This window comes from Serratia fonticola (genome assembly GCF_001006005.1).
GTDB lineage: Bacteria > Pseudomonadota > Gammaproteobacteria > Enterobacterales > Enterobacteriaceae > Chania > Chania fonticola.
Map to the genome: position 1 here is coordinate 2,649,753 of NZ_CP011254.1, position 21,795 is coordinate 2,671,547.

The 21,795-nt window shown below is 55.7% G+C and carries 19 protein-coding genes and 1 pseudogene; 11 read left to right on the forward strand and 9 right to left on the reverse strand.

Going from position 1 to position 21,795, the window contains the following annotated elements; genetic code table 11:
• The first annotated feature begins 144 nt into the window (after positions 1-144).
• The 5 genes and pseudogenes from carA to WN53_RS29150 form a co-directional block, all read left to right on the forward strand.
• On the forward strand, positions 145-1,293 hold the full coding sequence (gene carA / locus WN53_RS11815; protein ID WP_037411486.1) for a glutamine-hydrolyzing carbamoyl-phosphate synthase small subunit: 1,149 nt from the start codon (positions 145-147) through the stop codon (positions 1,291-1,293).
• A gap of 18 nt (positions 1,294-1,311) precedes the next feature.
• Positions 1,312-4,533, forward strand: a complete 3,222-nt coding sequence (gene carB, locus WN53_RS11820; protein ID WP_024483568.1) for a carbamoyl-phosphate synthase large subunit — start codon at positions 1,312-1,314, stop codon at positions 4,531-4,533.
• Positions 4,534-4,749: 216 nt separating this feature from the next.
• Complete coding sequence (locus tag WN53_RS11825; RefSeq protein WP_024483567.1) at positions 4,750-5,388, forward strand: 2OG-Fe dioxygenase family protein; 639 nt, start codon at positions 4,750-4,752, stop codon at positions 5,386-5,388.
• Entirely contained in the window at positions 5,385-6,620 is a 1,236-nt protein-coding gene (locus WN53_RS11830) for a cysteine desulfurase-like protein (RefSeq protein ID WP_024483566.1), read from the forward strand. The genes WN53_RS11825 and WN53_RS11830 overlap by 4 nt, the downstream gene beginning before the upstream one ends.
• A gap of 21 nt (positions 6,621-6,641) precedes the next feature.
• Positions 6,642-6,788 (forward strand): annotated as a pseudogene (locus WN53_RS29150) (hypothetical protein); the annotation flags it as partial.
• Positions 6,789-6,827: 39 nt separating this feature from the next.
• On the opposite strand, the gene WN53_RS11835 reads toward WN53_RS29150, so the two are convergent.
• On the reverse strand, positions 6,828-7,994 hold the full coding sequence (locus tag WN53_RS11835) for a hypothetical protein (protein ID WP_046808063.1): 1,167 nt from the start codon (positions 7,992-7,994) through the stop codon (positions 6,828-6,830).
• 162 nt (positions 7,995-8,156) lie between these two features.
• Between WN53_RS11835 and kefF the strand changes: the two genes are divergently transcribed.
• Positions 8,157-8,717, forward strand: coding sequence for a glutathione-regulated potassium-efflux system oxidoreductase KefF (gene kefF, locus WN53_RS11840; RefSeq protein WP_024483564.1), 561 nt, complete (start codon positions 8,157-8,159; stop codon positions 8,715-8,717).
• Complete coding sequence (gene kefC, locus WN53_RS11845; protein WP_024483563.1) at positions 8,710-10,563, forward strand: glutathione-regulated potassium-efflux system protein KefC; 1,854 nt, start codon at positions 8,710-8,712, stop codon at positions 10,561-10,563. Before kefF ends, kefC begins: the two co-directional genes overlap by 8 nt.
• Positions 10,564-10,596: 33 nt before the next feature.
• On the opposite strand, the gene WN53_RS11850 is transcribed toward kefC, so the two are convergent.
• A complete protein-coding gene (locus WN53_RS11850; protein ID WP_024483562.1) occupies positions 10,597-11,211 on the reverse strand; it encodes a LysE family translocator in 615 nt (204 codons plus the stop codon).
• A 126-nt stretch (positions 11,212-11,337) separates the two neighbouring features.
• On the opposite strand from WN53_RS11850, the gene WN53_RS11855 reads away from it, so the two are divergent.
• The 3 genes from WN53_RS11855 to folA all read left to right on the forward strand — a co-directional run bounded on the left by WN53_RS11855 (position 11,338) and on the right by folA (position 13,223).
• Positions 11,338-12,138, forward strand: a complete 801-nt coding sequence (locus WN53_RS11855; RefSeq protein ID WP_024483561.1) for a threonine/serine exporter family protein — start codon at positions 11,338-11,340, stop codon at positions 12,136-12,138.
• Positions 12,135-12,599 carry a threonine/serine exporter gene (locus WN53_RS11860; RefSeq protein ID WP_024483560.1) on the forward strand — a complete coding sequence of 155 codons (465 nt, stop codon included), beginning with the start codon at positions 12,135-12,137 and terminating at the stop codon, positions 12,597-12,599. The genes WN53_RS11855 and WN53_RS11860 overlap by 4 nt, the downstream gene beginning before the upstream one ends.
• 141 nt (positions 12,600-12,740) lie before the next feature.
• Positions 12,741-13,223, forward strand: a complete 483-nt coding sequence (gene folA, locus WN53_RS11865) for a type 3 dihydrofolate reductase (RefSeq protein WP_024483559.1) — start codon at positions 12,741-12,743, stop codon at positions 13,221-13,223.
• A 46-nt stretch (positions 13,224-13,269) separates the two neighbouring features.
• Here folA and apaH read toward each other — a convergent pair whose 3' ends face one another.
• The 6 genes from apaH to lptD form a co-directional block, all read right to left on the reverse strand.
• Positions 13,270-14,121 (reverse strand): bis(5'-nucleosyl)-tetraphosphatase (symmetrical) ApaH, encoded by an 852-nt coding sequence (gene apaH, locus WN53_RS11870; protein ID WP_024483558.1) that lies wholly within the window; start codon positions 14,119-14,121, stop codon positions 13,270-13,272.
• Between the two features lies 1 nt (position 14,122).
• Positions 14,123-14,500 (reverse strand): Co2+/Mg2+ efflux protein ApaG, encoded by a 378-nt coding sequence (apaG, locus tag WN53_RS11875; protein WP_024483557.1) that lies wholly within the window; start codon positions 14,498-14,500, stop codon positions 14,123-14,125.
• Between the two features lie 12 nt (positions 14,501-14,512).
• Entirely contained in the window at positions 14,513-15,331 is an 819-nt protein-coding gene (rsmA, locus tag WN53_RS11880) for a 16S rRNA (adenine(1518)-N(6)/adenine(1519)-N(6))-dimethyltransferase RsmA (RefSeq protein WP_021179275.1), read from the reverse strand.
• Entirely contained in the window at positions 15,324-16,316 is a 993-nt protein-coding gene (pdxA, locus tag WN53_RS11885) for a 4-hydroxythreonine-4-phosphate dehydrogenase PdxA (RefSeq protein ID WP_024483556.1), read from the reverse strand. The genes rsmA and pdxA overlap by 8 nt, the downstream gene beginning before the upstream one ends.
• The gene (gene surA / locus WN53_RS11890) at positions 16,303-17,604 is read right to left on the reverse strand and encodes a peptidylprolyl isomerase SurA (RefSeq protein ID WP_024483555.1); all 1,302 of its coding nucleotides are present in this window, start codon (positions 17,602-17,604) and stop codon (positions 16,303-16,305) included. The genes pdxA and surA overlap by 14 nt, the downstream gene beginning before the upstream one ends.
• 67 nt (positions 17,605-17,671) lie before the next feature.
• Entirely contained in the window at positions 17,672-20,038 is a 2,367-nt protein-coding gene (gene lptD, locus WN53_RS11895; protein ID WP_024483554.1) for an LPS assembly protein LptD, read from the reverse strand.
• A gap of 230 nt (positions 20,039-20,268) precedes the next feature.
• Between lptD and djlA the strand changes: the two genes are divergently transcribed.
• Entirely contained in the window at positions 20,269-21,102 is an 834-nt protein-coding gene (djlA, locus tag WN53_RS11900) for a co-chaperone DjlA (protein ID WP_024483553.1), read from the forward strand.
• A gap of 29 nt (positions 21,103-21,131) precedes the next feature.
• On the opposite strand, the gene rluA is transcribed toward djlA, so the two are convergent.
• Positions 21,132-21,782, reverse strand: a complete 651-nt coding sequence (rluA, locus tag WN53_RS11905) for a bifunctional tRNA pseudouridine(32) synthase/23S rRNA pseudouridine(746) synthase RluA (RefSeq protein ID WP_024483552.1) — start codon at positions 21,780-21,782, stop codon at positions 21,132-21,134.
• Positions 21,783-21,795 lie beyond the last annotated feature (13 nt).

Below are 21,795 nucleotides of genomic sequence, written 5' to 3' on the forward strand. Positions count from 1 at the left end.
TTATCTAGACAAGCGGGACGCTCATCATTAAAATGCGCCCAATTTGCCAAAAATTGGCCTTGAGGGCGGTTTTTGCATTGATTTAGGGCGTGAAATCTGAATTAATATGCAAATATTGTGATTGATTATTCCTCGGAGGGTGTTTTGATTAAGTCAGCGCTATTGGTTCTGGAAGACGGAACCCAATTCCACGGTCGGGCCATCGGGGCAGAAGGTACGGCAGTGGGGGAAGTGGTCTTCAATACCTCGATGACCGGCTATCAAGAAATCCTCACTGATCCTTCCTACTCCCGCCAGATCGTTACTCTTACTTATCCTCATATCGGCAATGTCGGCACCAATGATTCCGACGCAGAATCCTCCGCTGTTCATGCTCAAGGCCTTGTCATCCGCGACCTGCCACTGATTGCCAGCAACTACCGCAACGAAATGGGCCTGGCCGATTACCTCAAGCGTCACAACATTGTGGCGATTGCCGATATCGATACCCGCAAGCTGACCCGCCTGCTGCGTGAGAAAGGCGCACAGAACGGCTGCATCATCGCGGGCGACCTCACCGATGCCGAGCTGGCGCTGCAAAAAGCCAAGGCTTTCCCTGGCCTGAAAGGCATGGATCTGGCGAAAGAGGTCACCACCAAAGAGGCTTACGCCTGGCAACAGGGGAGCTGGACGCTGGAAGGCGATTTACCGGAGGCTAAGCCTGCGGGCGAACTGCCTTACCATGTAGTGGCCTACGATTACGGCGCCAAGCGTAACATTCTGCGCATGCTGGTGGATCGCGGCTGCCGCCTCACCGTGGTGCCAGCGCAAACCCCTGCGGAAGACGTGCTGAAAATGAATCCGGACGGCATCTTCCTGTCCAACGGCCCTGGAGATCCGGAGCCATGCGATTACGCCATTACCGCCATCAAACGCTTCCTGGAAACCGATATCCCGGTATTTGGTATCTGCCTGGGCCACCAACTGTTGGCGCTGGCCAGCGGTGCCAAAACCATGAAGATGAAGCTTGGCCACCACGGCGGTAACCACCCGGTGAAGGATCTGGATAACAATACCGTGATGATCACCGCGCAGAACCATGGCTTTGCCGTAGATGAAAATAATCTGCCGAGCACGTTGCGCGTCACGCATAAATCCCTGTTCGACCACACGGTGCAGGGCATCCATCGTACCGATAAAGCCGCGTTCAGCTTCCAGGGCCACCCAGAAGCCAGCCCAGGCCCGCACGATGCCGCGCCGCTGTTCGATCACTTTATCGAACTGATTGAGACTTACCGTACCAACGCCAAATAATCAGGAGCCAGAAAAGCCATGCCAAAACGTACAGATATAAAAAGCATCCTGATCCTCGGCGCTGGCCCGATCGTTATCGGCCAGGCGTGTGAATTTGACTACTCTGGTGCCCAGGCGTGTAAGGCGCTGCGTGAAGAAGGTTACCGCGTTGTACTGGTCAACTCGAACCCGGCCACCATCATGACCGACCCGGAAATGGCCGATGCCACCTACATCGAGCCGATCCATTGGGAAGTGGTGCGTAAAATCATCGAGAAAGAGCGCCCGGATGCGGTGCTGCCAACCATGGGTGGGCAAACCGCGCTGAACTGTGCGTTGGAGCTGGAACGTCAGGGCGTACTGGCCGAGTTCGGCGTCACCATGATCGGCGCTACCGCCGATGCCATCGACAAAGCCGAAGACCGCCGCCGTTTCGATATCGCCATGAAGAAAATTGGCCTGGATACGGCGCGTTCCGGCATCGCCCATAATATGGAAGAAGCGTTGGCGGTGGCCGCCGATGTGGGCTTCCCATGCATTATCCGCCCGTCATTTACCATGGGCGGCACCGGTGGCGGTATCGCCTATAACCGCGAAGAGTTCGAAGAGATCTGCGAGCGCGGTCTGGATCTGTCCCCGACCAAAGAGCTGCTGATTGACGAATCGCTGATCGGCTGGAAAGAGTACGAGATGGAGGTGGTGCGCGATAAGAATGACAACTGCATCATCGTCTGCTCGATCGAAAACATCGATGCGATGGGTATCCATACCGGTGACTCTATCACGGTGGCTCCAGCGCAAACGCTGACCGACAAAGAATACCAAATCATGCGTAACGCCTCGATGGCGGTACTGCGTGAGATCGGGGTGGAAACCGGCGGCTCCAACGTGCAGTTCTCGGTGAACCCGAAAACCGGCCGCCTGATCGTGATTGAAATGAACCCACGCGTATCCCGTTCATCGGCGCTGGCTTCGAAAGCGACCGGCTTCCCGATTGCCAAGATCGCCGCCAAGCTGGCGGTGGGTTACACCCTCGATGAGCTGATGAATGACATCACCGGTGGCCGTACGCCAGCCTCCTTTGAGCCGTCCATCGACTATGTCGTCACCAAGATCCCGCGCTTCAACTTCGAGAAGTTTGCCGGTGCCAACGATCGCCTGACCACCCAGATGAAGTCGGTCGGCGAAGTGATGGCAATTGGCCGCACTCAGCAGGAGTCATTGCAGAAAGCGCTGCGCGGCCTGGAAGTGGGCGCGACCGGGTTTGATCCGAAAGTGAGCCTGGACGATCCGGAAGCCTTGACCAAGATCCGCCGTGAGCTGAAGGATGCGGGTTCCGATCGTATCTGGTACATCGCCGATGCTTTCCGCGCCGGTCTGTCCGTCGATGGTGTGTTCAACCTGACCAACATCGACCGCTGGTTCCTGGTGCAGATTGAAGAGCTGGTGCGTCTGGAAGAGCAGGTTGCCGAAGCGGGCATCAACGGCCTGAACGCTGATTTCCTGCGCACGCTCAAGCGTAAAGGCTTTGCCGATGCGCGCCTGGCCAAGCTGGCTGGCGTGGCGGAAAGCGAAATCCGCAAGCTGCGCCACAGCTTCAACATGCACCCGGTCTACAAACGTGTGGACACCTGTGCGGCAGAATTTGCGACCGACACCGCCTACATGTATTCCACCTATGAAGACGAGTGTGAATCCAACCCGACCAACGATCGCCCGAAAATCATGATCCTGGGCGGTGGCCCGAACCGTATCGGCCAGGGCATCGAGTTCGACTATTGCTGCGTACACGCCTCGTTGGCGCTGCGCGAAGACGGCTACGAGACCATCATGGTCAACTGTAACCCGGAAACCGTCTCTACCGACTACGACACCTCGGATCGCTTGTACTTCGAACCGGTGACGCTGGAAGACGTGCTGGAAATCGTGCGCATCGAGAAGCCAAAAGGCGTGATCGTGCAGTACGGCGGGCAAACCCCGTTGAAACTGGCGCGTGAGCTGGAAGCGGCAGGCGTGCCGATTATCGGCACCAGCCCGGATGCGATTGACCGTGCCGAAGACCGTGAACGTTTCCAGCAGGCGGTTAACCGCTTGGGCCTGAAGCAACCGGCCAACGCCACCGTGGCAACCATCGAACAGGCGGTTGAGAAAGCGGCCGGTATCGGTTATCCGCTGGTGGTGCGCCCATCCTACGTACTGGGTGGCCGTGCGATGGAGATCGTTTACGACGACATCGACCTGCGCCGTTACTTCCAGAACGCGGTTAGCGTGTCCAACGATGCGCCAGTGCTGCTGGACCGCTTCCTGGACGACGCGGTAGAAGTGGATGTGGATGCTATCTGTGACGGCGAGCGCGTGCTGATCGGTGGCATCATGGAGCATATCGAACAGGCTGGCGTCCACTCCGGTGACTCCGCTTGTTCACTGCCAGCCTACACGCTGAGCAAAGAGATCCAGGACGTGATGCGCCAGCAGGTAGAAAAACTGGCGTTTGAACTGCAGGTTCGTGGTCTGATGAACGTGCAGTTTGCGGTGAAGAACAACGAAGTCTACCTGATCGAAGTGAACCCACGCGCCGCGCGTACCGTGCCGTTCGTTTCCAAGGCGACCGGCGTACCGCTGGCGAAAGTGGCGGCGCGCGTGATGGCCGGTAAATCGCTGGCCGAACAGGGCGTGACCGAAGAGGTTATCCCGCCGTACTACTCGGTCAAGGAAGTGGTGCTGCCGTTCAACAAATTCCCAGGCGTTGACCCGATCCTCGGGCCAGAAATGCGCTCGACCGGTGAAGTGATGGGCGTTGGCCGCACCTTCGCCGAAGCCTTCTCCAAGGCGATGTTGGGCAGTAACTCCGGCATGAAGAAAGGCCGTGCGCTGCTGTCGGTTCGCAGTGGGGACAAGGCTCGCGTAGTGGATTTGGCTGCCAGCCTGCTCAAGCAGGGCTTTGAACTGGATGCCACCCACGGCACCGCAGTGGTGCTGGGCGAAGCGGGGATTAACCCACGCTTGGTCAACAAGGTGCATGAAGGGCGTCCGCACATTCAGGACCGCATCAAGAACGGCGAGTACACCTACATCGTTAATACCACGGCGGGGCGTCAGGCGATTGAAGACTCCAAGCTGATCCGCCGCAGTGCGCTGCAGTATAAAGTGCACTACGACACCACGATGAACGGCGGCTTTGCTACCTCGATGGCGATGAAGGCAGATCCAACCGAGCAGGTGACGTCGGTACAGGAACTGCACGCACGTATCACCAAGTAAGTTAATAACTTGGCTATCACTGAGGCGCTGCTTTTGCAGCGCCTTTTTTATTGCTGGAGCAACCCAATAGTGATGATTTGCGACTTGTGCTGATTTTGTGGGGGTACGTCATATTTTTGGGATGATAAATTTGATATCCCATTATCTTTATCTACTTTTAATGATGATTACTGTTATTTTCTGTTGCAAAACGGACCTGTTCAATAAGGTGTCATCATGCTAAACAAACACGAGAATATCCTGCAGATCACCCATCTTAGCCGGGAAGGGATGGTTCAACTGGCTCCTTCATTCAACACGCTTCCCCACACCCAGCATGCGGATGGCAAGTACCGCCTGCGGCGTTATTCTGTCATGCGTTTTCAGGATGGAAAGGTCGTAGAGACGGACAAACATGAGTTTGTACAGTCTGAGGATATCAACCGCTTTCAGGGCAATATTGTCCGCCAGTTCGAACCGCTCCTGACCACAACCTGGCAAAATGAGGGGATGCGTGAAATGTGTGGGGTCTTTGTTGAAAGCAATGCTCTACCGAACAACCAGGAAATAGAGATCCACCAAATCCGCATTACCACCACCTATGATGAAACTCAGGTGGCGCCGGAAGGCATCCATCGTGATGGTTTTGATCATATCGCGATAGTCGGTATCGACAGGCATAACATTGTCGGGGGGGATATCCTGCTCTATAACAGCAATCGCGAAGAGCCATTTTTCCGTAAGGTGTTGGAAAATGGCGAAGTTGCCATGATTGCTGATAGTAAGTTGTGGCATAACGCCTGCCCAATCCGTGCCGTCGAGGCCGATAAAGAAGGGCATATGGATGTTTTTGTTCTGACAGCGAGGGTGGTATGACATTTACGCCTGAACAAAGCCGGGCGCAATTCAGCGCTCTGGATCAGCTGCATCAAGGAAAAAGCGTGGTGTTCTTTGATGGCCCTGGTGGCTCACAGGTTTCGCGTACGGTATTAGACAAGATGGTCGATTATTTGGGCCACCATAATGCCAACTTGGGGGGACACTACTTTTCCAGCAAAGCCACTGAGCAAGTGATGTTACAAGCCAGAGAGTCTGTTCGGGCCTTCTTGAATGCCGGTTCGGCTGACAATATTGTCTTTGGCGCCAACATGACCTCACTGACTTTTCAACTGAGCCGCGCTATCAGCCGGGAGTGGCAAGCCGGGGACGAAGTGATCGTCACCGCTCTGGATCACTATGCGAACGTTTCGAGCTGGCAACAGGCCGCTGCCGATAAACAGGTCGTTGTCCATCAGGCTCCAGTTAACGATCAGGATTGTACGTTAGACGTCGATAAACTTTGTGCGCTCATTAACGCCAAAACCCGGTTGGTGGCTGTCACCTATGCGTCAAATACCACAGGCTCGATCGTGGATATAAAGCGTATCGTCGAGGCGGCGCACCAGGTTGGCGCTTTGGTGTATGTAGATGCTGTGCACTATGCCCCACACCGCCTTATTGATGTTCAGGCGCTGGGTTGCGACATACTCCTGTGTTCCGCGTATAAATTTTTTGGCCCACACGTCGGGATTGCCTATCTGGCTGCGCCGTGGTTGCAAACGTTACGTCCTTACAAGGTCGAGCCGGCCACCGATCTTGGCCCTGGGCGTTTTGAGACGGGGACTCAGAGTTTTGAGGGGCTCGCGGGGGTGACAGCTGCGATCGAATACCTGGCTCAGTGGGGAGAAGCGGGCGCGCCATTGCGGCAGCGCTTGCAAGACAGCTTTAGCCAACTCAGCCAACATGAAGAAGCGCTCAGCGCTTATTTCCTGGATAAACTACGGCAAGTCAAAGGTGCGCGTTTGTACGGTATCGATCGGCCCGATGCCAACTGCCGGACCCCGACTTTCGCCGTGACGTTTGCGCACGTGCTGCCTGAATCGGTTGCTAGAGCGCTGGGCGAGCACAATATTTGTGTCGGCAACGGGCATTTTTATGCGCTGGGGCTGATCCGCCAACTGGGTCTGGAGCAACGTGGCGGTGTCGTGCGGATCGGATTGATGCATTACAACACCCGCCAGGAGATCGACCGTTTGTTTGAGATTATCAACACGTTGAGTCAATCATGACCATAAGCCGGTGATGCCATGAAGAAAGGCCGTACGCTGCTGTCGGTGCGCGGTGGGGATAAGGCTCGCGTAGTGGATTTAGCTGCCAGCCTGCTCAAGCAGGGCTTTGTGCTGGATGCGACTCACGGCACCGTCGTGGTGCTGGGCGAAGCGGGGATTAACCCACGCCGGCCCGCCTTGGATGGTCCAGGGCGGGTATTTTTGCGGTTATTTGAACATCTGTGCCATAAAGCTCATCTCGTCCTCTTCCATTTCCTGCTCACGCTCCGCCAAATGCTGCTTCAGCACTTTCAAAGAAGTCAGTTCTTCCAGCGCTTCACTTTCTTCAGCCAGCAATGCTTTGAGTTCATTGGCATGACGGATCAGTTTTTTATCCAGTGCTTGAGGCGTTTTGGCATCGCCAAATTTTGACCACAGCAGTGCGGTCATAGGATCGCTCCCATACTCTTTTTGGCGATAATCGAACTTCAGGGTAATCACCTGCTCGGCAAGTAGCCGATTGACTTCTGGCAGATCCTTCTCTTCGAAGCCGCCGTTGGGATCAATATGTTGTTGATACAGATTGATGATGGTCCAGATATCGTGGTTTTGCTTGGCCTGCGCCAGTTGCACCATCAAATGATGTTTTTCTTGCTTGATGGTTTCATCCATTTCGCGGTCAGGATGAAATACCTTAGCGAGCTGTTTATACATGCGGTTGGCTGCCGAAGCGCTGAACAGGGAGGTGATTTCTTGTTGCCGCCGCTCTCTGGCCGCAAGCGCTTCTTCCTCAAACTCATCAAAGAGAGGCTCCTCTTCGTCCTCGGCAAATTCTTCGTCTTCATTGGCGGCCGAATTGGCGAACGTTTCCTCGATTTTGGCTTTGAATTTATGCGGCTCACGGACTAAATCCCGCAGCTCCTCGTCTGAGATATCCTGCACAAAGGGAAGCTGACTCTCTAACATGTCACGCATAAGCTGGAGTTCGTCTTCATCCAGATCTTTATCGTTCACCATTGTGGCACAGGCGTTGAGGTATTTTTCCCGGAGTGGCTGAATATCCAGATGATCCGCGAACGGGTATTCCTCCAGGTACATCAAATCTTCGCCGATCCAGTTGAGAAGATTGTCACGTTGCAAGGCTGAGAGGGATTTTTTATCGACGAAGGAGAGCAAGCGCTCGGCCTTTTGAAAAACGGCATCGACAAACTGTTTTTCTAAAGGCAACATCTGTTGCTGGAAACGGGTGACCAGTTCTGTCTGCTGTCGGTGTAATGCATCCAGCCGTAAATGCTGTTGCTTAATAGCCTGACAGTGGGCATTGAATTGTTGGCGCGGATTTTTCGGCCCCTGCTTTTTGGCGGCGTTTTTTTTTACGGATTTCCCTTTGGCCATAATCGTTTCCTCCTAATGTTGAGTTGGTCACATGATAGCAAGGTTGTTTTCGCGATTTCCATCAGCCAATTTGTATAGGCCCGATAAAAATTTCCGCTATTAATCCCTGCGTAAAGCGTCAAGATATATGCTTGATAGACCACACAGCACGGTGAGAACCGCATGATCCTGATTATTTACGCTCATCCCTATCCCCGGCATTCTCATGCCAATCACTGTTTACTACAGGCGGTAAAAGACATTCCCGGCGTGGAGGTCCGTGCGCTGTACGAACTGTATCCGGATTTTAATATCGATATCGATGCCGAGCAGCGGGCGCTGGAACGGGCCGATATGGTGGTTTTACAGCATCCGATGCAGTGGTACAGCCTACCGCCGTTGCTGAAACTGTGGATCGACAAAGTGCTGGAACATGGCTGGGCCTATGGCCACGAGGGCAACGCCCTGGTGGGGAAAGACTGCCTGTGGGCGGTCACCAGTGGCGGAGATGAGCAGCATTTCGCTTTGGGCGATTACCCCAACTTTGCCGCACTGGGCCAGCCGCTACAGGCCACGGCGATTTACTGCGGTATGAAGTGGCAGCCATATTTTGCCGTGCACAACACCTTCACCTGTAACGAACCGGCCTTGATCGCCGCCGGGGAAGCCTATCGCCAGCGGCTGGTGCAGTATCTGATGGAACACAGCGAGCAAGCAGTAGAGCAGGAGTCCGTGAATGGATAATCACTCGATGATGATTGAAGGGCTGATCTATCTGGGATCGGCCGGGCTGTTGGTGCCGATTGCCGTACGCCTGGGGTTGGGATCGGTACTTGGTTACCTGATTGCGGGCTGCGTCATTGGCCCCTGGGGGCTGAAACTGGTTTCCGATCCGGAGTCGATACTGACCTTTGCCGAAATCGGCGTGGTATTGATGTTGTTTATCATCGGGCTGGAACTGGATCCCCGGCGGTTGTGGACTCTGCGGGCAGCGGTATTTGGCGGTGGGAGCATCCAGATGGTGGGATGCGGCCTGGTGCTGAGCGCCTTCTGCTATTTCCTCGGCCTGAATTGGCAGGTCGCCTTGCTGATTGGCTTGACGTTGGCACTTTCCTCCACCGCAATTGCCATGCAGGCGATGAGTGAGCGTAATCTGACGCCTTCGCCGATTGGCCGCAGCTCGTTTGCGGTGCTGTTGTTCCAGGATATTGCCGCTATTCCCTTGGTGGCGATGATCCCACTGCTAGCCAGTAGCGGTGCGGCTACTACGCTGGGGGCCTTTGTGTTTTCTGCCGCCAAGGTGGTGGGGGCGCTGGCGGTCGTGGTGCTGTTGGGGCGCTATGTGACCCGACCCTTGCTGCACTTTGTGGCGCGTTCCGGCATGCGTGAAGTCTTCAGCGCCGTGGCGCTGTTCCTGGTGTTTGGTTTTGGCATTCTGTTGGAAATGGCCGGGCTGTCGATGGCGATGGGGGCTTTTCTGGCTGGCGTGTTGCTGGCCAGTTCCGAATACCGCCATGCGCTGGAAAGCGACATTCAGCCATTTAAAGGCCTGCTGCTTGGTTTGTTCTTTATCGGCGTGGGGATGTCGATCGACTTTGGCACGCTGTTCCATCACCCGTTGCTGATTGCCTCGCTGTTGCTGGGCTTTATGCTGTTGAAGGCGGCGCTGCTGTGGCTGGTTGCGCCAATGCTTGGGGTACCCAAGCGCCAGCGCGGGCTGTTTGCCATTTTGCTGGGGCAGGGCAGTGAGTTTGCTTTTGTGATCTTTGGTGCGGCGCAGATGGCGGGCGTGTTACCACTCGAATGGGCTAAATCGCTGACGTTGGCCGTCGCACTTTCGATGGCCGCTACGCCGCTGCTGCTGGTGGTTGCCGCTCGCCTGGCCAAGAATGCCCCGCAGGACGAACGCCCGGCAGACGTGATCGACGAAGAGAACGCCAGCGTGATCATCGCCGGTTTTGGCCGTTTCGGCCAGATCGCGGGCCGTATGTTGCTGGCCAACGGCGTGCATACCGTAGTACTGGATCACGATCCGGACCACATCGAAACGCTGCGCAAATTTGGCACCAAGGTGTTCTATGGTGATGCGACGCGGGCCGATCTGTTGGAAGCGGCAGGAGCGGAACATGCCAAAATCCTGATTAACGCCATCGACGACGTGGAGGCGAACCTGCAACTGACGGCGCTGGTCAAACGCCATTTCCCACACCTGAAAGTGGTGGCGCGTGCCCGCGATGTGGACCACTGGTATCAACTGCGCCAGTTGGGGGTGGAAAAACCTGCGCGGGAAACCTTTGAAAGCTCGTTACTGATCGGCAGAGAAACCCTCGAGCTGCTGGGGCTGGACGCCTACGAAGCCCGTGAAAAAGCGGATACCTTCCGGCGGTATAACGTGAAGATGCTGGAAGATACGTTGGAGAACTACGAAGATACCGAGTTCCGCATCGCCAGCATGCAGCGGGCCAAAGAGATGCTTTCGTCCGCTATCGAGCAGGATCAGACGCGGTTGTCGCGGGTGCCGCAAACTGGTTGGCGCGGCAGTATTGATGGCAAAGCGCCGGAGGAAGAGGTGGTGGAAGCGAAAGGGTAATTGCCTGGCGAGGGTTTACCCCTCGCCGGTTTTTCAGCTCAGCGCGACCTTGATGCCCAAGGCGATTAACATCCCGCCCAACAGTTTATCGACCACCTTCTGGGTTTTCTCCAGCCCACGGCGCACCGGCCCGCTTTGGATCAAAAACACCAGCACCGGCCACCAAACGACGGAAAGGCCGAAAATAATTCCGGCGTACCACAGCTTTTCACCCAGGCCGGAGTTGATTTGCAATACCTGGGTAAACACCGCCAGGAAGAACAGCGTGGCTTTCGGGTTGAGCAGATTACACAGGTACCCTTGTACAAAGGCGCTTTTCAGACTGACCTGCTGCTGAGGCAGGCTGCTGACGTTCATCTTGCTGCCCCCGCGTGACAACAGGGCTTGAATGCCGACCCAAATCAGGTACACCGCACCGGCGTATTTCAGCACGTTGAACAACCACGGCGTGGTGGTGATCACTACCGCCAGACCCGCGACACAGTAAGACATATGAGTTGCCACGCCGCAGATCACGCCGAACGCAGTCATCATTGCTGCCAGGCGCGGATAGCGCGCCGCGTTTTTAATCACCAGAAAAAAGTCTGGCCCGGGGGAAAGCATGCCGAGCGTGGCAATACCGGCGACAAACAATGAGGTTTCAAGCATGAGCGAGTCTCTGAAAAAGGCCTAATTCTGCTGATAATAACGCCACTCCTCCTGACGTGCATCAACCTATTACACTAATCTCTGGTTATATGATGGGTCTTCATTAAGAGGAATTGATTGAGCGACATGAAAAAGGAATTGACCGCAGAGATACCCGGTGTAAACCAGCAACAGCGTGAAATCACCCGTCTGTGTATTCAGTGTGCGTTGCTGCTGCTACAGCACGGGGCGGAAAGCACGGTGGTGGAACAACTCTCGACTCGCTTGGGCCTGGCGCTTGGCATGGATAGTGTAGAAAGCTCCATCTCGGCCAACGCCGTGGTGCTGACTACCATCAGCAATGATGCCTGCCTGACCACCACACGTAAGAACGTCGATCGCGGGATCAACATGCAAATGGTGACCGAGGTGCAGCACATTGTGATCCTGGCGGAACACCATTTGGCCGATGCCCATGACGTTGCCCGGCGTTTTGAAAAGATCCGTCCACTACGCTATCCGCGGTGGCTGGTGGTGCTGATGGTGGGATTGTCCTGTGGCTGTTTCAGCATGCTCAACGGCGGCGGGCCAGATGCTTTTGCGGTCACCTTTATGGCCAGTGGCCTGGCGATGTTTGTGCGCCAGATGCTGACCGCTCGCCATATGAATCCGCTGATCAACTTTTGCCTGACGGCCTTTGTTGCCACGTCGGTCTCCGGCCTGCTGTTACGCGTGCCGTTTTTCCACCAAACCTCCAGCGTGGCGATGGCGGCCAGCGTGCTGTTGCTGGTGCCCGGTTTCCCGCTGATCAACGCGGTAGCCGATATGTTTAAAGGCCACGTGAATACCGGCCTGGCCCGTTGGGCGATGGCCAGTTTGCTGACGCTGGCAACCTGCATCGGCGTGGTGATGGCGATGTCGCTGTGGGATTTACGGGGGTGGTCATGAGCCTGCTGTGGGCGTTGTTACAGGACATGCTGTTGGCGGCGGTACCCGCGCTCGGCTTTGCCATGGTGTTCAATGTGCCGGTACGTGCGCTGCGCTACTGTGCCCTGCTCGGGGCGCTGGGGCACGGTTCACGAATGCTGATGATGCATTTCGGCATGAATATCGAGTGGGGCTCGTTCCTGGCCGCCATCCTGATCGGTATCATCGGCATTTACTGGTCACGCTGGCTGCTGGCGCATCCCAAGGTGTTTACCGTTGCGGCGGTGATCCCGATGTTCCCCGGTATTTCAGCCTATACCGCGATGATCAGCGTGGTGGAGATTTCTCATTTAGGCTACAGCGAAGCCCTGATGTCGGTGATGATCTCCAACTTCCTCAAAGCCTGTTTTATCGTGGGGGCCTTGTCGATTGGCCTGTCGGTACCGGGGCTGTGGCTGTATCGTAAACGTCCCGGCGTTTAGGGATTTTTCTAAGGATCTGGGATTATTGGAGTTTATCTTCAGAGCCGTCCGATATATGACTATCGCTCGATTCGTCTATCGACGGTTGACGGGGCTTTACGTATAGTGTGAACAATTTTGCTGCCTATACAGGGTTAAACAATGATTATCAGCCTGATTGCTGCTTTGGCGGCGGATCGCGTTATTGGTATGGAAAATGCCATGCCGTGGCACCTGCCGGAGGATTTGGCGTGGTTTAAACGTAACACGTTAAATAAACCGGTGATTATGGGCCGCAAGACCTTTGAGTCGATTGGCCGCCCCTTGCCGGGCCGCCATAATATCGTGTTAAGCAGCCAGCCGGGTAAAGAACCTGGCGTGACCTGGGTGACTTCGCTGGAGGAGGCCTTGGCTGCGGCTGGCGAGGTGGAAGAAGTGATGGTGATGGGCGGTGGCAGCATTTATAGCCAGTTCCTGCCACGGGCTTCCCGGATGTATCTGACCCATATCGATGCCGAAGTGGGCGGAGATACCTACTTCCCCGATTACGAGCCAGACGAATGGGAAACCTCTTTCAGTGCCTTCCACGATGCGGACGCACTGAACTCGCACGGTTACTGTTTTGAGATTTTGGAACGCCGCTAAGGCGGGCTAGTTATCAAATGGGCACCTTTGGGTGCCCATTGTCGTTTTAAGAAGCGGCCAACGTATCCGCGCCGTCTATCGCATCACGGCGGTTGCTTGGCTGGGTAAAGTAGCGCTTGTCTTCCCAACGTAGCAGGGTCAAATCCCCGCCCCAACAGCAACCGGTATCCAGACCTATGATCCCTTCCGGCGTGCCTCTGCCTTCCAGTGATGCCCAGTGGCCGAAGATGATGCTGTACTCGGGATCGACCAGGCGCGGCAGATCAAACCAGGGTTTCAGCGGAGCGGGAGCGGTGCCCGGCGCATCTTTGCAGATCATGTCCAACTGGCCGTTAGGGAAGCAATAGCGCATGCGGGTCAACGCATTGGTGCTAAAGCGCAGGCGTGCCAGCCCACTCAGTTCCGGGCTCCAGTTGTTGGGCATATCGCCGTACATCGCATCCAGGAACAAAGGATAGCTGTCGCTGCTGAGCACCGCTTCCACTTCACGGGCACACATCTGCGCGGTCTCGATATCCCACTGTGGGGTAATGCCGGCGTGGCCCATGATCAGTTTGCGTTCATCATCCACCTGCAGCACCGGTTGGCGACGCAGCCAGTTGATCAACTCGTCAGCATCAGGCGCTTCCAGTAAGGGGGTAATGCGGTCTTTGGGTTTGTTACGGCTGATACCGGCGTACACCGCCAGTAGGTGCAGGTCGTGGTTACCCAAAACCATGCGCAATGCCGGGCCGAGAGAGCGAAGGTAGCGCAGCACTTCGAGCGAGCCGGGGCCACGGGCGACCAGGTCGCCAGTCAGCCACAGTTGGTCTTGCAGGGGATCGAAATTAACCTGAGCTAATAGCGACTGCAGTTCATCGAAACAGCCATGAACGTCGCCGATAAGATATGTCGACATATTAGTGGATCAGCGTTGGGATGGCTAAACGGAACACCGGAATAGCGGTACGGAATGGCTGACCCTGTTGATCAACCATTTCATAGTGGCCTTCCATGGTGCCCAGCGGAGTTTCGAGTATCGCACCGCTGGTATATTGGAACTCGCTGCCGGGCTGGATAATGGGCTGTTCACCGATCACTCCCTCGCCCTGAACCTCAGTTTGGCGACCGTTACTGTTGGTGATCAGCCAGTAACGGCCCAGCAGTTGCACGTCAAAGCGCCCCAGATTACGGATGGTAACGGTATACGCGAAGACGTAACGTTCTTCCTCAGGTATCGATTGTGATTCCACATACACACTCTGTACCTGCACACATACACGGGGCGAATCAATCATGACAACTGCTCCTTATTGCTGCTGCGCCTGCTGTTGTGAAAGCCAGTTTGCCAGCTTACAGTACTGCGCTACAGAAATATTCTCTGCTCTGAGCGTCGGATCGACGCCGAGTTCCGTCAACTGTTCCGGGGTGAAAAGATCGCCCAGGCTGTTGCGGATGGTTTTTCTGCGTTGGTTAAACGCCTGGGTAGTCACGCGGCTGAGCATACGCACATCGCCGACAATATTGGGCATCACCAGATGCGGTACCAGACGAACCACGGCAGAATCGACTTTAGGCGGCGGTGCGAACGCAGTCGGCGGCACTTCCAACACGGGAATAACGTTGCAGTAATACTGCGCCATCACGGTCAAGCGCCCGTATGCCTTGCTGTTTGGGCCGGCAACTAGACGGTTGACCACCTCTTTTTGCAGCATAAAGTGCATGTCGCGGATAGCTGAAGTATAGCTGAAAAGGTGGAACATCAGCGGCGTTGAGATGTTATACGGCAGGTTGCCGAACACGCGCAACGATTGGCCTTCCACGGCTGCCAACTCGGCGAAGTTCACCGTCATGGCATCTTGCTGATGAATGGTCAGCTTGTCTTTCAACTGTGGGTGATTGGCCAGGCGGGCTGCCAGATCGCGGTCAAGTTCAATCACCGTCATGCGATCCATACGCGCGCCAACCGGCTCGGTCAAGGCTCCCAGGCCTGGGCCGATTTCGACCACCGCTTCGCCCGGCTGTGGGTGAATGGCCGAGACAATGCTATCGATGACAAACTGATCGGTTAAAAAGTTCTGTCCAAAACGTTTGCGGGCAAAGTGCCCTTGGTGGACTCTATTATTCATTGCTGTTAATTATCATTTTAATGGCGAGAGCCAAGGCCGTTTTGAAGCTGCCTGCATCGGCAGTGCCGCTGCCAGCCAGTTCCAACGCGGTACCATGGTCGACCGAGGTACGGATAAAAGGCAAACCGAGGGTGATATTCACCGCCCGACCAAACCCCTGGTATTTTAGTACAGGCAAGCCCTGATCGTGATACATCGCCAGCACCGCATCTGCATGTTGCAGATATTTTGGCTGGAACAGCGTATCCGCCGGGAGCGGGCCAATCAGCCGGATGCCGCGGCTACGCAGCACCTCCAAAGCCGGAATAATCACATCCAGCTCTTCACGCCCCATGTGGCCACCTTCCCCCGCATGCGGGTTTAGCCCACAGACGTAGATCAGTGGCTGTGGGATGCCAAACTGGTTTTTCAGATCCCGATCGAGAATGGTGATCACTTCGAACAGGCTCTGTTGGGTGATGGCGCCCGGGACTGCCAGTAACGGCAGATGGGTCGTTGCCAGAGCGACGCGTAGCTCCTCGGTAGCCAGCATCATCACCACGCGTTCACAATGGCTGCGATCGGCAAAGAACTCGGTGTGGCCGGTAAAGGCGACGCCAGCGTCATTGATGATGCTTTTGTTGACCGGGCCAGTGACCAGCGCGGCGAACTCACCGTTCAGGCAACCGTCGCAGGCACGTGCCAGAGTCTCTACCACATAGGCACTGTTAGCGACGTTAAGTTCGCCAGGGACCACGGCCGCCGGGGCTGAAACGGGTAATACGGTTAATGTCCCGGCACGCTGTGGCTGTGCAGGCTGGCCTGGCTGGTAGTCGCGCAGCGTGAGCGGTAACGCCAACTGGTGGGCGCGCTCAAGCAACAAGGCCGGATCGGCGCACACCACCAGCTCAACAGGCCAATCCTGTTGTGCCAGTACGGTGACCAAATCCGGCCCAACCCCGGCAGGCTCGCCGGGGGTGATGACGATACGGTTATTGCGGTGCATTGCTTCCATCGAGGATCTTCACGTAAGCAGCGGCACGTTGTTCCTGCATCCAGGTTTGCGCTTCTTCGGCAAACTTGCGGTTAAACAGCATGCGGTAGGCACGATCTTTCTGCGCCGCATCGGTTTTATCCACCTGGCGGGTATCCAGCAACTGGATCAGGTGCCAGCCAAAGGAAGAGTGTACCGGCTCGCTGACCTGGCCTTTTTGCAGCTTCAGCAGCGCATCGCGGAAGGCTGGATCGTACATGTCTGGTGAAGCCCAACCCAGATCGCCGCCCTGCAGGGCTGAGCCTGGATCTTGTGACAGCTGTTTGGCCTCGTCTTCAAACTTCGCTTTGCCGCTCTTGATGGCCGCAGACACTTCTTGCAGCTTGGCGCGTGCCTGATCGTCGGTCATCACCACTGAAGGTTTCAGCAGGATATGGCGGGCATGCACTTCGGTCACGGAAATCGACTGGGTACCGCCACGGATATCGTTGACCTTCAGGATATGGAAGCCGACGCCGGAGCGGATCGGGCCAACCACGTCGCCTTTTTTGGCGCTGGACAGACGTTCTGCGAACAGCGTTGGCATTTCCTGCAGTTTACCCCAACCCATCTGGCCGCCTTTCAGCGCCTGTGAGTCGGCGGAGTAGGTGATCGCCAGCTTGCCGAAATCGGCACCGCCGGTCGCTTCACCCACCAGACGTTTCGCCAGCGCTTCGGCTTCATCAACCTGCTTCTGCGATGGGTTTTCTGGCAGCGGGATCAGGATGTGGCTGATGTTGATATCGGTTTCACCGCCGTTCTGCGCGCCGACCTGTTTGGCCAACGCGTCAACTTCCTGTGGCAGGATGGTGACACGGCGACGCACTTCGTTGTTACGCACTTCCGAGGTCAGCATTTCCTTGCGGATCTGCGCACGGTAAGTGTTGTAGTTAAGACCTTCATACGCCAAGCGGCTACGCAGCTGATCCAGGCTCATCTTGTTCTGGGCGGCGATATTGCCGATCGCCTTGTCCAGATCGGCATCGCTGACGGTGATCCCCATTTTTTGCGCCATCTGCAGCAGGATATTATCCATAATCAGACGTTCAATAATCTGGTGACGCAACGTATTGTCGTCTGGCAATTGCTGGCCAGCCTGCTGTGCGTTGAGTTTCACCGATTGCATCAGGCCGTTCACGTCGCTCTCGAGTACTACGCCGTTATCGACGACGGCGGCGACTTTATCCATTTGTTGCGGTGCTGCGAACGCGGTATTGGCACAAACCACCAATCCGAGAAGAAGCGTTCTCCAGTTCTTCATACATTTCCCGTTATCTGTTTCCGCAAATGCGGGTGAAAGTTGTTTTTTTTCAATTCGTTAATCAATATCAGAATGCGCGTTGGTAAGGCAGAATACCCGAACGCAGCATTTCATTGGTGCCAAGGCTGTGATCGCTGCTCAAACCACGCAGTTCGACGTTGAATGAAACTTTGTTATCGTACTTGCTGACCTGATTGCCGTAGTCCCAATCGGTGATCTTGCGTTCGTAACCCACGTTAACTGCCCAGCAGCAGGTGTTATAGCGCAGGCCGACCAACTGGTTAGCGGTTTGTTTCGCACGGGTATCGTAGTAATACGCCCCGACCACTGCCCAACGATCGGCAATCGGCCAACTGGCCACCAGACCGACCTGTGAAATACCGTCCTGATAGCCTGGGTTGCTGATATCCGGCAGGGTTGCCGAAATATATTCCGGGCTGGCATAACGGTAGTTCAACTGCACCATACGATTCTGATCCTGACGATATTCCACTACCGCGTCGCCTAACGCGAAGCTGTCAAGACGGGTGTCATATTGCACACCACCGCGCAGGCCCCAGCGATCGTCAATCTTCCAATAGGTGTCACCAGCCCAGACGACGCTGCCGGTATCATCGCTATTATCAAAGTTGCTACTTTGATCCCCGGTCCGCGAGCGGCTGAGGTAGTAGATTTGACCTACGGAAACGTTAAAACGTTCAACCAGTGCGTCATCATAAATACGCGAGGTGACACCAGCCGCCACACGGTTCTGCGAGGCGATGCGATCCAGGCCGCTGTAGGAGCGGTCGCGGAACAGGCCCGAGTAGTCGGTTTGCAGCAGGGTTGAGTCATAAGTATAGATATCGCTTTGATCGCGATAAGGCACGTACAGGTACTGCATACGTGGCTCGATGGTTTGGGTATAACCTTCTGACCAATCCATTGGACGATCGAACACTACTTTGCCATCGGTCTTGAACTGCGGCAGTACGCGGTTGACCGAATCTTCCAGGTCGGGAACCGGGCTCCCCGGGTTACGGCTGGCATAGTCAGCGGCAAAACCGTTCGGGATGGTCTGCTGGAAATGCGTCGCCATCAGTTTGGCTTCGGTATTCAGGCTGCCCCAACTGTTGACCAGCGGCAGATTGATCGCCGGTTCAATGTGCCAACGGGTGGCTTCCGGGTTATTCGGGTTGACGCTGGTAAAGTTGGCAACCTGGCCGTAGGTGTGGAAATCAAACGGACCGATATCCGATTTATAGTAGTTGAGATCCAACTGCGGCTGTGCACGGTAGGCGTTCTGGTTACCTGCACCGCTGAAGATCTGGAACTGCTTGGAGGCCAGCGTGGCATCCCAGTTCTCATCGGCATAACCGACGCTGAATTTCTGCGTGGCGTAGCCATCGGTGGTGGAACCGTATTTGGAATCCAGATCGGTGAAGTAATAAGGATCGCTGACCTTGGTGTAGTCGACGTTGAAACGCCACACCTGATTCATTACGCCGTTATGACCCCAGTAGAACAGCCAGCGCTTGCTGTCGTCGACATCACCGTGATCTTTTTCGTACTCCCTATCGCTTGGCAGCCAGTCAAAGGCCATAGTGCCCAGACCCGGTTGCAACAGATAACGGAATTCGTTCTGCCACTGCAGACCACGATTCGTCATGTAGTGCGGGGTGATGGTGGCATCAAAGTTTGGTGCAATGTTCCAGTAATACGGCAGCATGAACTCGAAGCCGTTATTACTGCCATATTTGGCATTGGGGATCAGGAAGCCGGAGCGGCGCTTATTGCCCACCGGCAGCTGCAAATAGGGGCTGTAGAACACTGGCACCTTGCCAATCTTGAAGCGGGCGTTCCACACTTCGGCCACTTCTTCTTCGCGATCGTGGATCACTTCGGAGCCCACTACGCTCCAGCTGTCATCGCCAGGCAGGCAAGAGGTGAAGGTACCGTTTTCCAGGATGGTGTAGCGGTTTTGACCGCGCATCTTCATCTTGTCGGCGTCACCACGCCCTTGGCGGCCCACCATCTGATAGTCGCCCTGGTAGACGTCGGTATCTTTAGTGTTCAGGTTTGACCAGGCTTTAGGGCCTTTCAGTTTGATCTGATTATCCGCGTAGTTCACGTCACCGGTGGCGGTAACGGTACGGATGGGATCCGGCTGCCCGTCTTTTTGCGTCTGCTTCAGCTCAACCTGCTTCGCCGTCAGGGTGCTGTTGCCCTGTTCGACGTTGACGTTGCCGGTGAACAGCGCGTTGTTCGGATAGTTGGCTTGTGAATCATCAGAAATGATGGTGACCGGCAGACTGTTGGGGTCGCCGCTGATCACGGGTTTATCATAAACAGGTACACCGAGCATACATTGCTCGGCCAGATCTGCCAGCGCGTGCTGACTATATATCGCCGTCCAAATTAACGTGGCCAGCAGTGTTGGGAAACTTTTTTTCATACGCGGTTTTGGTGTTCCGTCATCAGAGGCGTCATGTCCGGCAAACGGTCAGAGACTATATCACTCATCAGCGTTGCGCTAGTGTTAAATCCTGCCGTTCGATTGCGTCGTCGTTAGGCGCAGAGATAAATGACAGGTATGATAATCGAATTCTTGGAAAAAATCGCCTTAACCCTTGCGCGTACCGATGGGGATACACGGCTTATTACGGTTTGATAGTTGGGGAGTATATGCAGTATTGGGGAAAACTGCTCGGAGTGATTGTCGCCATTTGGGCTGGCGGCGGATTCTGGGGTGTCGTGCTGGGGTTGATCGTTGGCCATATGATCGATACCGCACGTAATAACAAGCGCAGCCGGGGCTTCTTTACCGATCAGCAAACGCGGCAGACGTTATTTTTCCGCACTACCTTTCAGGTTATGGGGCATCTGACCAAATCGAAAGGGCGGGTGACCGAAGCCGATATCCAGATAGCCAGCCTGTTTATGGACCGCCTGCAACTGCATGGTGAGGCCCGTACCGCGGCGCAGCAGGCGTTCCGCGAAGGCAAGCACAGCCAGTTTCCGCTGCGTGAAACCTTGCAGCAGTTACGCAGCATCTGTTTTGGTCGCTTTGACCTGATTCGGATGTTTCTGGAAATTCAGATCCAGGCCGCGTTTGCCGACGGCTCGCTGCATCCGAATGAACGCCAGGTGCTGTATGTGATCGCCGAAGAGTTGGGGATCTCCCGCGCTCAGTTCGATCAGTTCCTCAGCATGATTGAAGGCGGGCGTCAGTTTGGCGGCGGCAGCTGGCAGGGGCAGCAAGGGGGATACTCCCAGGGCGGCTATCAGCAGGCGCAACGTGGCCCAACGCTGGAAGATGCCTGCAAGGTGCTGGGCGTGAGCAGCAGCGACGATGCCACCACCATCAAGCGTGCCTATCGTAAACTGATGGGCGAGCATCACCCGGATAAGCTGGTTGCTAAGGGATTACCGCCGGAAATGATGGAGATGGCGAAACAGAAAGCGCAGGAGATCCAGGCAGCCTACGACCTGATCAAACGCGAGAAGGGCTTCAAGTAGTCAAGGGCGCCGCATGCGGCGCCCCAAACTCAGAAATCCGGTTCTACGCGAAAATGCATCGGGGTCTGAAACGCGGGGTGGGTGATGCGCAGCTCTTGTGCGTGCAGTTGCAGGCGCGGTGCCATCGCCTTGGCCTCTGGCGGGGCGTAGAAGCCATCGCCGAGAATGGGGTGACCCAATGCCAGCATATGCACACGCAATTGGTGTGAGCGCCCTGTAATGGGCAGCAGCTTGACCCGTGTGCTGCCATCCGCGTCCCGGGAAAGCACCACATATTCGGTCTGCGCGGCCTTGCCGGTTTCGAAACAGACTTTCTGCAAGGGCCGGTTCGGCCAGTCGCAAATCAGCGGTAAATCTACCAACCCTTCATCCTGTGCCATATGCCCCCATACGCGGGCGATGTAGCATTTTTTCGGCTCGCGTTCGCGGAACTGGCGTTTTAGCTCACGCTCGGCGGCCTTGTTCAATGCCACCACGATCACCCCGCTGGTAGCCATATCCAGGCGATGCACGGATTCCGCCGCAGGAAAGTCTGCCTGGATGCGCGTCATCAGGCTGTCCTTGTTCTCCGGGGCACGGCCAGGCACGGAAAGCAGCCCGCTAGGTTTGTTGACCACGATGATGTGCTCATCCTGATACAGCACGTGCATCGGATCTTGCGGGGGATTGTAAGGTTCCATGTTAGCTCCGCTG